This is a genomic window from Peribacillus cavernae, from assembly GCF_003989135.1.
GTDB lineage: Bacteria > Bacillota > Bacilli > Bacillales > DSM-1321 > Peribacillus > Peribacillus cavernae.
In genome coordinates, this window is sequence record NZ_RYZZ01000010.1 from 99,548 (window position 1) to 113,260 (window position 13,713).

13 protein-coding genes and 4 pseudogenes are annotated in these 13,713 nt (G+C 38.2%); 8 read left to right on the plus strand and 9 right to left on the minus strand.

Annotation, left to right across the window (positions count from 1 at the left end; translation table 11 throughout):
• Window positions 1-69: 69 nt before the first annotated feature.
• From sat to ELQ35_RS10395, 4 genes are all read right to left on the minus strand, one after another.
• Window positions 70-1,203 (minus strand): sulfate adenylyltransferase, encoded by a 1,134-nt coding sequence (gene sat, locus ELQ35_RS10380; protein WP_126864773.1) that lies wholly within the window; start codon window positions 1,201-1,203, stop codon window positions 70-72.
• 68 nt (window positions 1,204-1,271) lie between these two features.
• A complete protein-coding gene (gene cysC / locus ELQ35_RS10385) occupies window positions 1,272-1,874 on the minus strand; it encodes an adenylyl-sulfate kinase (protein ID WP_126864774.1) in 603 nt (200 codons plus the stop codon).
• A gap of 173 nt (window positions 1,875-2,047) precedes the next feature.
• Window positions 2,048-3,016 carry a CgeB family protein gene (locus tag ELQ35_RS10390; protein ID WP_126864775.1) on the minus strand — a complete coding sequence of 323 codons (969 nt, stop codon included), beginning with the start codon at window positions 3,014-3,016 and terminating at the stop codon, window positions 2,048-2,050.
• Window positions 3,017-3,079: 63 nt separating this feature from the next.
• Window positions 3,080-3,445 (minus strand): hypothetical protein, encoded by a 366-nt coding sequence (locus ELQ35_RS10395; protein ID WP_126864776.1) that lies wholly within the window; start codon window positions 3,443-3,445, stop codon window positions 3,080-3,082.
• Window positions 3,446-3,956: 511 nt separating this feature from the next.
• Between ELQ35_RS10395 and ELQ35_RS10400 the strand changes: the two genes are divergently transcribed.
• Together ELQ35_RS10400 and ELQ35_RS10405 are read left to right on the plus strand one after the other, a co-directional pair.
• Window positions 3,957-4,718, plus strand: coding sequence for a sulfite exporter TauE/SafE family protein (locus tag ELQ35_RS10400; RefSeq protein ID WP_126864777.1), 762 nt, complete (start codon window positions 3,957-3,959; stop codon window positions 4,716-4,718).
• Window positions 4,719-4,737: 19 nt separating this feature from the next.
• Window positions 4,738-4,905, plus strand: a pseudogene (locus ELQ35_RS10405) (metallophosphoesterase); the annotation flags it as partial.
• 48 nt (window positions 4,906-4,953) lie between these two features.
• Here the strand turns inward: ELQ35_RS10405 and ELQ35_RS10410 are convergent.
• Window positions 4,954-5,511 carry a YkoP family protein gene (locus ELQ35_RS10410; RefSeq protein WP_126864778.1) on the minus strand — a complete coding sequence of 186 codons (558 nt, stop codon included), beginning with the start codon at window positions 5,509-5,511 and terminating at the stop codon, window positions 4,954-4,956.
• 217 nt (window positions 5,512-5,728) lie between these two features.
• Between ELQ35_RS10410 and ELQ35_RS10415 the strand changes: the two genes are divergently transcribed.
• A complete protein-coding gene (locus ELQ35_RS10415; protein ID WP_126864779.1) occupies window positions 5,729-6,256 on the plus strand; it encodes a hypothetical protein in 528 nt (175 codons plus the stop codon).
• Window positions 6,257-6,457: 201 nt separating this feature from the next.
• Window positions 6,458-6,763: a hypothetical protein gene (locus ELQ35_RS10420; protein ID WP_126864780.1), complete on the plus strand. Its 306-nt coding sequence runs from the start codon at window positions 6,458-6,460 to the stop codon at window positions 6,761-6,763.
• Window positions 6,764-7,469: 706 nt separating this feature from the next.
• On the opposite strand, the gene ELQ35_RS10425 is transcribed toward ELQ35_RS10420, so the two are convergent.
• Window positions 7,470-7,940 carry a hypothetical protein gene (locus tag ELQ35_RS10425; protein WP_126864781.1) on the minus strand — a complete coding sequence of 157 codons (471 nt, stop codon included), beginning with the start codon at window positions 7,938-7,940 and terminating at the stop codon, window positions 7,470-7,472.
• Here ELQ35_RS10425 and ELQ35_RS22820 point away from each other — a divergent pair.
• Window positions 7,900-8,996 (plus strand): annotated as a pseudogene (locus ELQ35_RS22820) (DUF6044 family protein); the annotation flags it as partial. The gene ELQ35_RS10425 and the pseudogene ELQ35_RS22820 sit on opposite strands and share 41 nt — an antisense overlap.
• 95 nt (window positions 8,997-9,091) lie before the next feature.
• On the opposite strand, the gene ELQ35_RS10435 reads toward ELQ35_RS22820, so the two are convergent.
• The gene (locus ELQ35_RS10435; RefSeq protein ID WP_246026033.1) at window positions 9,092-9,439 is read right to left on the minus strand and encodes a hypothetical protein; all 348 of its coding nucleotides are present in this window, start codon (window positions 9,437-9,439) and stop codon (window positions 9,092-9,094) included.
• A gap of 281 nt (window positions 9,440-9,720) precedes the next feature.
• Window positions 9,721-9,924 carry a hypothetical protein gene (locus ELQ35_RS10440; RefSeq protein WP_126864782.1) on the minus strand — a complete coding sequence of 68 codons (204 nt, stop codon included), beginning with the start codon at window positions 9,922-9,924 and terminating at the stop codon, window positions 9,721-9,723.
• A 182-nt stretch (window positions 9,925-10,106) separates the two neighbouring features.
• Here ELQ35_RS10440 and ELQ35_RS10445 point away from each other — a divergent pair, with 182 nt between their 5' ends.
• Window positions 10,107-11,678 (plus strand): alkaline phosphatase family protein, encoded by a 1,572-nt coding sequence (locus ELQ35_RS10445; protein ID WP_307364989.1) that lies wholly within the window; start codon window positions 10,107-10,109, stop codon window positions 11,676-11,678.
• A 130-nt stretch (window positions 11,679-11,808) separates the two neighbouring features.
• Here ELQ35_RS10445 and ELQ35_RS23735 read toward each other — a convergent pair.
• Window positions 11,809-12,159: pseudogene (locus tag ELQ35_RS23735) on the minus strand (MGDG synthase family glycosyltransferase); the annotation flags it as partial.
• Between the two features lie 4 nt (window positions 12,160-12,163).
• Between ELQ35_RS23735 and ELQ35_RS10455 the strand changes: the two are divergent.
• Both ELQ35_RS10455 and ELQ35_RS10460 read left to right on the plus strand, forming a co-directional pair.
• Window positions 12,164-12,503, plus strand: a pseudogene (locus tag ELQ35_RS10455) (electron transport protein); the annotation flags it as partial.
• 361 nt (window positions 12,504-12,864) lie between these two features.
• Window positions 12,865-13,626, plus strand: a complete 762-nt coding sequence (locus tag ELQ35_RS10460) for a hypothetical protein (RefSeq protein WP_126864784.1) — start codon at window positions 12,865-12,867, stop codon at window positions 13,624-13,626.
• The last annotated feature ends 87 nt before the right edge of the window (window positions 13,627-13,713 follow it).

Sequence of the window (13,713 nt, forward strand, 5' to 3'; positions counted from 1 at the left end):
AGACTTCGTGGTTTTTTCTAAGCCTTGAAGTGGGTCAAAATGTCCGTTAATGTGCGATAAATGATTCCTTTAGCTTTTCGTTCCTTTAATTAAGATTTCGACTACTTCAGGGCGGCTGAATTCTGGTGGAGGGGTTTGTCCGTTTCGCAGCATCTCCCTTACTTTTGTACCAGATAAGATGAGATGGTCTTCCTTGTCGTGTGGACAAGTTTTTGTCGAAGCCATATTCCCACATTTTTTACAATAGAAGCTGTGTTCAAAAAATAACGGTGTGATTCCCAGTTCCTCGACTGAAAAATGACGAAATATTTTTTGTGCGTCGTAGGTTCCATAATAGCTCCCGACACCAGCGTGGTCCCGTCCGATGATAAAATGCGTACATCCAAAATTTTTCCGGACAATGGCATGGAAAATGGCTTCTTTTGGGCCAGCATACCTCATTGCCGCCGAGAAAACTGCCAATAACACACGCTCACTTGGATAATACTGATCCAACAAAACCTGATAGCTTTCCATTCTTACCTTTGCCGGAATATCATCAGCTTTCGTTTCGCCCACTAACGGGTTTAAGAACAAGCCGTCTACAATTTCCAATGCCGACTTTTGGATATATTCATGTGCACGATGAACGGGGTTGCGGGTTTGGAAGCCCACAACGGTTTTCCAACCGTTGTTTTGAAATTCTTTTCTCGTTTCGGTCGGATCTAAATAAAACGCTTCCGAATGGTGTTTATGAGGCCGCTTAACAAGTATGACCGGTCCTGCTAAATATACAACGGGTCTCTCGAATAGTTTTTTAACTCCGGGATGGACTAAATCGGTTGTTTGATAAACTTGCTGTGCTTCAACCTGTTTATCTGGTTTATACTTTTCCTCAAGATCAAGAATGCCATAAACAATCCCGTCAAATGTAAGTTTTATTTTTTTGCCTACTTCAAGAGAATTTGCCTTTTCTTCACTTACGGGAAGGGTAACCGGAATGCTCCAAATAAGACCGTTCGAAAGTCTCATATTAGCTAGAATAGAATCATAGTCCTTTTTGCCAAGAAAACCAGTTAAAGGACTGTAGGCACCATTTGCGATTAACTCCAGGTCTGACAGGGACATATTATCCAGTTCTACCTCGTGGGAGATAAACGAATAATCATAGTCCAAATTTATTCTGTTGACTAAAATTCCTCCATGTGGTTGATTGGTAAACAAAAATATTCGCTCCTTTATGCTGCTTATTTAAATCATAGCCATTGAAAAAGCTGTGCTGTTTGCCACCCTTATAGCCTTCCTTTAATGAATATAAATAGTTGTTCCAGCGTTTCATCTAAGGATTGGGTAGATGTGTCAAGTACCAGTTCAGGGGAGAGGGGCTCTTCATAGGGCTGGGAAACCCCTGTAAAATCTTTTATTTCTCCGGCTCGCGCTTTTTTATATAATCCTTTAGGATCGCGGATTTCGCATTCATCTAAAGAGCATTTCACATATACTTCGATAAACTCGCTGGCTTCGAAAAGGTCTCTTGCGGCTTTTCTGTCTATTTCAAAAGGGGAAATGGCTGCTGCGAGGACAATGACACCTGCATCCACAAATAATTTTCCTACTTCGGCTATACGCCTTATATTTTCCTGACGATCCTCCAAACTGAAACCCAGATTTTTATTAATACCGTGGCGCAGGTTATCACCATCAAGTAAATACGTCCGGATTCCCTGAGCGTGCAGCACTTTTTCCAGCGCATTGGCAAGCGTTGATTTTCCAGATCCCGATAATCCTGTAAACCAAATCATCATACTTTTATGTTGATTGAGTTTTTGTTTGTCATCCTTAGAAACAGTGTTTTTATGCCAGATAATATGATCGATAGGGTCGATTCCACTCATTCTTACACCCCCTTTTAAGTACACATTAGGCAGTAGCCATAGCAAATTTATTGAAATATGAACGGAAACTATTTGAAAACTATATCTATTATTTATGCTTGTTCGCTAATGTTTGTTACGAATTTCCACTTTTATACCATTCTAATGAAAAGAACGGAAAGGTTACTGCTCTTTCAGTTCAATTTTCCGTTGATAATCCTTTTAAGACGGTGATGAAATGTATGCTGGAGCAGCACCTTTTTTCTCCCGTTAGCGGCTATCGACTGCCGTTCCTCTTCATTTGAGAGATAATAATCTAACTTTCCAATCAATTCTTCATTTGTTTGAAACGACACAATTTCCATGTGTTCCTGAAAATGTAAGGGGAGGTCATCCATATATTGAATAAGCTGAAAGGACTTGCAACTTGCGATATCAAAGGTACGATTGTTTATACTTCGATTGATAATGCCTGCACTGTTTTGATTCGTTTTTTCATCATAAGGCCGATGAGTATTAAGAACAATTTTTGCACTGCGATAGAAATGAGCGGCTGCACTTGGATGAACCCAGCGATTCAGTAAGCTTACGTTTGTATCTGTTGCCTTAGCGAAGAATTGTTTTCTCCACATGTTTCCGACCACTTGAATTTGGTAGGGGGTTTCCTTTAACAACAGTAAAAGTAAACGGATCCGGTCGGGATAGGGATAGCCAACCAGACATATGTCATGCACTTTACCTTTTTTATCTCCAGGTGTGAACACCCCGGGGTCAGTACCCAGTGGCAGATGATAAACATTTTTGTATTGTAAGCTTTTATAATAGTCCACAGCACCGCTATCGATGGAAAAAACAATATCAAAAAAAGGAAGGATTTTAATCGATCGATCGGTGTAATAAGGATCTTCGGTTAGCCAGAGAACTGAGCGAAAACGTTGATCTTTTATCCAATTCAATGTATCTATAGGCAGAAGATCTCCTAACAGGGTAAAAACGATATCAGGCTTAAACTGGTTACATATCAATTGGAAGCCTGAGAAGTCCTGTAATTGTGTAAAGAATTCAACCCTGACACCGAAGAATTTTTTAAGTTCTGTTAGAATACATGAATCAAAAAACTGGTAAACTCTTGCGTAACCCGAAGAAATATACAAAATGTTCATCTGCTTACCTCCACGACAGTCATTTCTGTATAGAAAAGAGGTTGCAACTCGTGATACGGTCTTTTAGATAAAATCATTTGGGAGAATGGTGATGCCGGCAATGGAATGGCCACCAGCAATAAATGATCCGGTTGCTGATACATATGGTGTCGTACTGTTCATATCGTCTTCATACGAAAATTCGAAACAACCAGTTTCAGAATCGAATCCCACCAGGGTAAATACCGTGGGATTACCTGTACCATCCAGGGATAAGGGCGAAGAGGTGCCTTTATTGACAATAAATAATCTTTTTAGCTGACCGCTTTCAGCTTTTTGGTTTGCCAGTTGGGTTAATGCTTCACAAACACAGCCTTTACATTTTGGTATGGCTGATTTTTTTTTTTTGCGGCTGGAAGAACCGTCATCAAATTCTGATACGTTACTCATATATGTTGTCCTCCTTTTAGAAATAAGACTCATGTACTTACACTGAAATCCATCTATTTACACTATATTAAAATGAAGTCCTTTCGACTTGGGTTTTTAACCAAATCTGAAAAAACGGGCCTTACACTAATGAATGGTTGAATGTAGATTTTCTATAAAAATGGATGAACGAATAGGGTTTTGTCCAATCAATATCTCTTACCAAGCGCATATTATAGACTAATAACCTCCTACGCTGAACAAGGCGCTTCCGCTTTTCTTAAGGGATATGAAAGTATAACCTTTTCAATATGAACGAGTGTCTAGCTCCAGCGCCTAGCCCCTCGAGGTCATAAGCCAATCATCTGATGGGGAGAAAATCACTCCCCATACAGATGCTCGTCTTATGCTTGTCGGACTTGCGCAGGATGCGCTGACGTCGACGTTCGCCACAGGACGTGGCGGATCTTAGTCGACGTTCCTTTTTAGTTAGATGTTATGAAAATAAAACACAGTTCGAGGTGTATGCAGAATGAGTATTGAAATTATCCTGATGGGATTGCTCGTTGGAGGCTTAGTTGGAATGACGGGGGTTGGCGGGGCTTCCTTACTTACTCCGATTTTAGTTTTTTGGGGAATAAATCCTGCGATAGCCATTGGCACGGACTTTGCCTACAATACGATTACTAAATTATTCGGGGCTGTCCAGCACATACGGCAAAAAACGGTTAATTTTCAGCTTGTTAAACATTTAGCTATCGGAAGTCTGCCAGCGGCCATCATCGCAAATATCGTTTTTTATTCTCTCTTGTCCAACCATTATAATGAAAAGTTTATCGTTCTTTTGCTTGGCTATGTGCTAATTATTGTGTCAATAATTAGCCTCATTCAACTTATTTTCGTTCCAAACCCTGTTAATCAGTGGAAAGCAAAAACTTTAAGGGAGAAACGTTTTATCACGATCCTTGCGGGGGTGGTGATCGGAGCCATCGTTGGGGTAACTTCAGTCGGTTCGGGAAGTCTCTTTGCTCTGTTTATCCTTTACTTTTATAATGTGAAATCTTCTGAGTTAGTCGGTACAGACATCACCCATGCCTTTTTGCTTGTATTAGTTTCTGGTCTTTTGATGGCGAGGTTGGGGAACATCGACTATGTCCTGGTAGGCAATCTTGTATGTGGATCGATTCCGGGAGCCATAATCGGCAGTAAATTAACGAAGAAGATCCCGCATTTTGCAATGAGGATCTTAATTGTTGCCATCATTTTATGCAGTGGAATTGCTCTGGTTTCTTAAAATGGAATGGAATGAAATAAGAATGAACATGATAAAAGGAATGCATGTCCATAATGGAAAACCTTTTTATATAAATGAGGGATTGGGCCAAACAGGAGTAAATATTCGGATTGGAAGCCGTCCTGAAATTACTTTGCACCATTTGTCGGTATCATCCGCCAATCAGGAATCTTTACCTGCAATGTAGGACTGTTAACGATGTTGTTAACAATCCTTTTTACTTCCACGTTCCTTTTTATGTCCGGTACAGTTTAGATAGCTTCTCCTTTGAAATAAATAAATAGCTTGGGGCAGGATGTTTGAGAATGTTTTTATTGGAAGCTTCTGTTGAAGATAGGAATATAATCGGAAAAAAAGTGACCCATTTAAACCTTTTATAAACAGGATTCGAAATTTCCACAACCTCAAACCCCAGACGGTCACATACTTTGTTTAAAACCGTGATGCCAATAATTCCTTTAATATCATTAAAGTTTTTATGGTTCCGAATATACTCTTCAATTCCCGGTAACGATCTTTGAACATTTCGATAAATGATCTTTGCTTTTTTTACTTCACTTTTAATAAGTTTTAGTTCGTTTAATAAACGTATATTATGCAAATGAATTTTTACGCAAGTATCATTTTTTTTAATTTGAGTACCATCCGAAAGTGTAACATCTACTCCTTTATAGCGAGTAAGACGTACCCTGAAAATATTTTTGAATTCTTTCTCAGGAAGATAATTGAGCCGGGTACACATAAAATATAAAGGATCCAATGTATTCCATACTGATAAAAGATATCCTTTCATATTCTGACTTCCTTTTTCCTCATTTTCATGTAAAACTGTTTCTTTAGGCTGCTCCAACGAATTTTATTCTAACCCCTGATTATATTCTTATGCTGGTGATTGTTACCTTTTAAGCGGGTCAAATAAAGTTAATTTCTTCATCTTTACTGGTTTTAACTTAATTATGGATCAAAATAGAAAACGATCATTCAGGTTTATACATGTTGAATATACTTACATGCCACCCAAGAGTAAGACACTTACGTCTGAAAATAAGAACAGCGAAGATTCATATGATGTATGGGGTAACGTTGTCTCAAAAAAGGAAGCAGCCAAACTAAAAGAACAACATAAAGAGAGCGTCCTTGCTGCTGAAAATGGCGCCGTGAAAATCGATGAATCTCTTCTACAATTAGGCAGGAAAACGTTTTACAAGGAGAACTTTGGAAATGAAGTTTTTCTTACTGATATTCTGGGTGTAATAGAGGGACCCTTGACGGCGACGGGGATGACAAAAGCGATTATAGCTTTGAAAGGGAAAGGCACTACAAATTTGAAAGTGGAGCTCGCAGACTCTGCTATTATCGGAGGCAGGACCTTTAAAAAAGGGGAAGTAATAGATACCGGTATCGACGTTGCAAAGGGGAGTTATACTCCACTGGGGATGCCTGTTTCTGTGTCGGCTGGCAGGATTAGAGTAGGAATCAGTTGTGCCGCCTGCCATGCAACAGTTGATACGCAAAGCAAAACTGAAAAAATCCAATGAGTATTCCAAATGTTTACCATTGATTATTATTTCGGTCTATCAGTCCTTTTTGTGAATCTTTTTTAATGTATGTGACTTCTTTCTAAGCCATGAGAAAGTATCTTCAAATTTCGGGGATAGGTAGGCAAACGTCTAGACCTAGGAACTTGAGGAACATAAGATAAAACTGAATATACTCAATATAAGAAAGGGAGTTAAAAGATGCCTCTTTATCATAATCACCTGTCTTATTATCAACCTCAATATTCCAGCCAGTTTCCGCAATACCCTGAGTCTGAGATTTGGGCAGATCAACAAATCAAACAACCTTTATATCCTCATTTGAAATCACAAGCGTTAAATATTATTGCCCCTTTTGTAAAATATGGATTAGAAGAAGCAAAAGAAACTTCTTACGTCCATGCATTACAGGAAGTTGCTGCAATGACCTATTTAGTTGGTAAGGGTATGGATCCACAGACCGCTTATTTAACGGTCGAATCTTGGGAAATTAATGAAATGTTTTAAAAATGGTCAGCTTTAAAGCTGTCTATTTTACTCTATAACCTTTTAGAAATTATCTGGATACCTGAAAAACTTCAATTTTCAAAAAAAAGATGCTGCTCCCTATTTCCCTTTTTAGTGAGATAGGGCTATTTTTTTGATATTTTAGCAGGTGTTGCCCTCATGAAAACTTACGCCTGGACAGACTCCATACCTAAAGTGCGTACCGATCTGCCAAGGAGTTCCTTGGCAACTGCGATACTCCGTTAAATCGTACAACTTATATAGCGTTTTACCTTCAGGCTTTCGTTTATTTTCGCAAGAAGCAATCAAACAGGCTGCTACTGAAATTGCACAAGATCAAACAGCTGTTAGTCAAGTACAAGTTGGAACGATTCTTGCGCTGCTCATTTGTGTGAGTACGAAGCCCAAAATCTAATATAACTTCTTAACTTATTGTGAGACATTTTATTTATGATAATAATTTGCGAAATAAATTATTAACCAATTTTGGAGAAACCGTTTCAAAAAAGGATATTCTGGTCCAACAATTTTTGAAGAATCAATGGAAACTAATTTACATTCATGGAAAGGGACTTGGGTGGAGGTTCAGCAAGGTGATCAAAAAGTGACGGGCAGGATTGATAGCTCTGAAAAAGGGCATGTAAATCTGTCCTTCTTCAAAAATAAGCATGAAGTTCCAATTAAAGAGGTTACGTATATCAATAATCTACGCTGGTTCCAATTCATGACGAATAATTGGAAACGAAGAAAATGATGGTTTTACTGTTCTAATCAGGATGGGCTGGTTATATTTGTTTTTAAATCGGAAATCAGGGCCATATTGGTTTGTGAAGGCTTGACGGTAAAGCTTGTAACCAACCCGCCCTGGCAAGATGTCTCCCTGATCGTCGATTGTCGCATTTTTAGGTGCCTGGTAAACTCGTCTGTCCAGTTCTTCGATGAACTGCTGGTACTTGTCAATGTCAATCATCGGCATATCAGGTAAAGGTGTTGTAAAATCAGCGCGGTTGACGGTGGACATGTTGTGGCCTTGTTGATTAACAGTCAGGTTGTCAGGAGAATTGACAAGTTGAACGATTAATAAAAAACTGATAAACCACGTAAGTTTGATAAGATCGCATACCTCCCGGATATAGTTCAGTGTAATCGTTTGGCTGTACGCCTTTTTTTCGACCATGGTCGCCTACACTTTAAGCCAGGCGCTTACAAGGGTCTTTGCATTCCTTGGAATGTATTTATTACTGAAGAAGCATTTTCTGCAGGAGCAGCAGTTCGCGTGGATTTGTGTGGGAACTTCCCTAGCCTTTGCCCTGACCCCTTTTTGGCCTTTAGGAATGCTCAGCACCCTTGGGATGCCTCTTGCTCTCTGGGCATTTTTGAATATACGGAGCGGGGAAAGATCATGGAAAAATTATTTGGTCCTTACTCTGCTGCCGGTTTATTCAAGCATCGTACTTGGTTTTTTCTTTTTTCTCTTTGCTATGGGAGTTTTCTGGCTTACAGATGTTATCAGAGGAAAGGGATGGAATCTAAAATTTCTTCTTTCGATTGTCTATATGACACTTGCATATTGTCTTGTTGATTATCGCCTGGTATCATCATTCATTTTTGGTTCTGAGCCAAACAGTAGAGATGAGTATTTTCATGCAAAATTGCCACTCTGGCAGGTAATCCGTCTGATAATCAGAAACTTTGTTCTGGCTCAAATTCTTTTATTAGCTGTTTTTAATGAAAAGATCATCAATCAGAATAATCCATCTGTAAATGAGTTTTACGCAGAAAAGCTTTTTCAGAATATTAAAGAGCATATAGCACAGCCTCAGGAGGATTACCGTGTTGTAAGCATCGGCATTCATCCGGCAATCGCCCAATATAACGGCTTCTACACGATACATATAATAATTTTTATCCGCTAACCTATAAACACCAATTCCGCAAAATCATTGAAAATGAACTGGCTAAGAATAAAGGCATCAGGATTTATTTTGATGAATGGGGCGGCCGCTGCTACCATTTTACCGCTGAGCTCGGCAAGCATTACATGTATGAAAAAGACTCCAAAAAAAGGCTGAAGAATCTGGAATTAAATATGGGGCCGTTTAAAAAAATAGGCGGAGAGTATCTATTTTCGGCTGTACCGATTGATAATGCAGCAGAAAATGATTTAAAGCTTGATAAAATCTTTACAGAAAAAAGTGCCGCTTGGAAGATTTATTTATATAAACTCATGTAAGGAGAATATTTGCTTACAATTGCCACCAATATACTCACAATAAAGATGACCTCAGCCAAAACTGAAGTCATCTTTTATGAGCTTAAGTGGATTTATTAATAATAATAAGGGTACGGTATAAAAAATGGGAACACAAAGAAATTGAACGGATAGCGGCGGCGCCGAAAACGACGGTATCTCCTTCTATAACCACCGCCATACCCGCCAAATTGCCTCATGTCTGCGTCTGAGTCATCATCTATTTCTTCAGCAACTAACATGGTTACTCCATCATCATCCATATCTTCAATAATTCCATCCATTTTAGTGCCGTCTCTCAATTGCGCGATAACATGAAAATACATATATTGCCTGCATTTACTCTTTGCATCTCTATACTCCTGACCTTGTTGGTCCCAGTAGCCCGGCTGATTTCCTCCGGGTCCCATATTGTAGTTATCCATCATGGTCCCTCTCTTTCACACCCATGTTATTCAACATGACTGAGGAAAGTTACATTTAAATTTTTTTCTTAGCTAAGTCGTTGGATAGGACGCTGGGATTAGATACGTATGCATATCCGCATGTGCTTTCAAATCTTTCCTTCACGACGAACCGTAAAAAAACAGAAGGGTTCATGTGAACTCCTTCTGAAACATTTGCCCATTTGCTAGGATGTTGATGTCTTAACAGCCGTTAGACTGTTTGAATTTTATCCTTGAATAAAAAATATATTTCAAGCCTCTTATTGCAATTGTGTATTAGCTGCTTGTTGATTTTGTTGGGTGTTTTGTGTTTGCTGGCCTTGCCCACCCATTCCTGCCATAAGTGGGACAAACTGCTGCACGCTTTGTCCTATGCTTTTTTGACCCTTAGTCATACTATAATAAGCTGCTGCGCCAATACCTGCTGATGCAAGTAAAGGCAACCATATTTGTTGTTTTTCCAAGCTTAGTCACCACCATTTATAAGTTTTACTTGCTTTTTTAACCTTTGTTATTCCGGATTACATTATGTAAGTGAAACAATTCCATATGAGTAAAAATGGCAGCACGTAAGAATAAATTGAAAAAAAATTAGACACGATATATTCATGGATATTTATAAAAAAATAATAGTAGGGGTGAAATTTTGAAATTCGTCATTAGTTTTATCGTAATTTCATTTATTTTATTTATTATTTATTTGAATTTACCACCTACAACTGGCCAATCAAATAACCAACTTGATACACCACATGTTTCGCCTTCAAAAAGGGTTGTTCTTATCATGATAGACTCTCTCATGGATAAACCGCTTCAATCTGCTGTAAAGGAAGGAAAAGCACCTGCTTTACAATTTTTGATCAATAATGGACGCTATTATCCAAAAATGGTGAGCAGCTACCCAACGATGTCCGTTACGATTGATAGTACACTTTTAACAGGAACATATGCTGAAAAACATAAAGTACCTGCACTTGTTTGGTACGATGAACAGGAAAAACGTTTTATCAGTTATGGGAGTGACACGAAAGAAATTTTTAAATTAGGACCTAAACAAGTCTTTAAAGAGAGCATGTTTCATTTAAATGAACATCACTTAAGTGATCAGGTAAAAACGATTCATGAAGAATTGGGTGACAGGGGTTTACAATCTGCTTCCATCAATACACTCGTTTTTCGCGGAAACAACACACACATGCTGCATGTTCCTAAGTTTTTAGAAGTATTTCACTTTCTAAATAAAGATGCTTCTGTTAAAGGACCTTCCTATTTTTCCTATGGAATTTTATCTACATTAAATCCAAAGAATAAGTATACCCGCTTCTGGCAAGGGCTTGGTTTTAATGATAAATATGCAACGGAAGAATTGAAATATTTAATTGAACAAGATAGAATCCCATCCTTTTCATTGGTTTATTTTTCAGATAATGATAAAAAAGTTCATAAAAAAGGCGTGAATGAAACGAAAGGAATTGAAGAAGCCGATAAACGGCTGCAGACACTCTTTAATAAATATGATTCTTGGGAAAAAGCGTTAAAAGATAACGTGTGGATTGTAATGGGGGATAGCGGCCAAACTTCAATTGAAAGCGATAAGGAAAAAGCCTTAGTTGATTTAAGAAAAGTGTTAAAAGACTATAGAATTCATAAGATTAGCGGGCCAATTCAGAAGCAAGATCAAATCGTACTCGGATTGAATGAGCGAATGTCTTTTATTTATCTTCTGGATGAATCGCTCAAACACGAGTTTATTGCTAAACAACTTCAAAAGGATAAGCGTATTGACACCATTGCCTGGAAGGAAGGGAAGACATTAAAAGTTATATCAGGAGATAAGAAAGGAGTATTTTCCTTCCAACGAACAGGGAAATTTATAGATCAATACGGACAAAGCTGGAAAATAGATGGAGATACTCATATTTTAGATATCACGATAAAAAATGGCCATTCTATTGTATATGGCGATTATCCTGATGCACTTGCACGCCTCTCCAGTTCTTTCTATTCACACACAGGAAACTTCCTGGTAGTTAACGCAAAACCTGGGTTTGAATTCATCGGAGAAGGATCTCCAACACATGTGGGGGGAGCAAGCCATGGATCATTGCATAAACAAGACACATACTTTCCCATGATTGTAACAGGAACAGAGCTTGAACCAAAACACTTAAGAATGGTGGATGTAAAAGAATGGATTTTAAATATTTTGGATGAGTGAAACTGTCTATAAAATGTAAAATCAATTATTTAAAGGCCGGGGGGTTATCGCACAAGTCCCAATGTATTAGTTAAAATTCCTCTTCTTTCTCATAAGATAAAAAATGCTATCAAGTAAATGGGTGCCCTTTTGGGCACCCATTAACAAAAATCTGTTCATCTTTTATTCCTTTCTGCTTTAGAAATTCTTTCATTTCACGAGAAGTAACAAAATGATAGTCAATATGCTGAATTCCCCAAAGTTGATGAATAAAATAATCGGTATATAGGTTGATAACCGGTATTGTTAACTCTTCTATTTCCTTTAAATAATTGAGTAAATAGGACGGAAGGGCTGCAAACAATAAAATCAGGCTTCTTCTCCTTCAATAATTTTTTATGAATGTTAAGAAAAGCAATTCAAAAACTCTGTAGCGTTTGTTATTTTCAACATTTTTATAAACGGTACTTCGGTAAATCATACTGTATAAATCCGGAAAGGTATGAAGGTTTAGATACCATCCCAAAAAGAATGAAAAGCCGACTGAATTTTTTACTAGAGTCGACCCTACCCCGGGAGCACCGGGAATAAATGAGATTATTAAGCCGCCATCATTTCCTCATAGGTGCAACAGTTAACAGGATTCCTACCAATCATTTGGATGAAAAGCAGATTGAACTTGCGTTTGCTAAAAGAATATCTTCTGGAGGTTATAAGACTCCCAGTTTAATCGGTCTGTTTTGGAGTGCTCCTTATCTGCACGATGGGGGAGTAGCTGTTGGTCCGCGTATGGAACAACTGGGAATGCCGGGTACGTTAGTGAAAGGGATTATACCAGATTCTAAAGAAAAAGATGCTGCTCCCTATTTCCCTTTTTAGTGAGATAGGGCTATTTTTCTGATATTTTAGCAGGTTTGCAGAGAAAAGACAATGTTCCTTATACCTCTATAGAAGAGGGGCACCCTGTTTTGGGCGCATCCCTCAAGGAATCTCTGGACTATGGGGATTCTTTTTTCATATCATATAATAAGGAATTGTGAAAGCTGCCTGGGTGAAGTGTTCCATTATTTCGGAAAAAGTTTCAGCTGGGTATAGGCCTATTTTCTAATAAATAAGCCTATGAATAAGACAATAAAAGAAAAATCACATAAATTATCAAAGGTAGTAATTTGAAAGTATGTTTTTAGAGGGCAAAGGGGTGGGATACATGAATAAACAGATAAGGCTTGATGAATATACAAAGCTATTATTGGAAAGACGAGATCAAGAAGAAAGAAAAGAGGATATCATTAATGATCACAATCTAAAAACAGGAAGCGGACTGACTTCACCACATAGTGCTATGTCAACAGAAGAACTCAGATTGTTCATGGAATATATGGATCAGGCAAATTTGCGAAGCCTGGCAAAAGCGAAACCGGAACTTAAGAAGCCATTAATGCTTAAAAAGTTTTTTAAGTCCAAACGGAATCAGCAGGTGGAAGTTTACTCGAAAAGTGGTGAGGGCTCGATTTATACGCTTGGAAAGGTAAGTGCAGTTGGTCGTGACTTTGTCATGATCACAAACTTGAAGGATCGAAAGTGGCTTCCTTACACAGCGATTGAATCGGCGAATATTCCATTTGGCATCCCGAATTATTCCAATACTCATCAGCACTTTATTTATGATAACAACTTGAGAACCAAATTGCTAACCAATTTTGGGGAAACCGTTTCAAAAAGGGATATTCTGGTCCAGCAATTTTTCGAAGAATCTATTGAAACGAACTTACATTCATGGAAAGAAACGTGGATAGAAATTCAGTTTGGGGACCAGAAAGTCGCAGGGAAGATTGACAGCTCTGAGGAAGGGATCGTAAACCTTTCATTCTTCGGCAAAAAACATGTAGTTCCAATAAAAGACATTACGTATGTAAGCAATCTTCGCTGGTTCTACTTCATGACGAGTATTTGGAAACGTAGAAATTGACTGCTTTAATTAATAATAATAAAAACAGCGCCCTACATAGGGCGCTGTTTTTTACTTGTTTAAAAACAAAAGAGTTAAGCAATATTT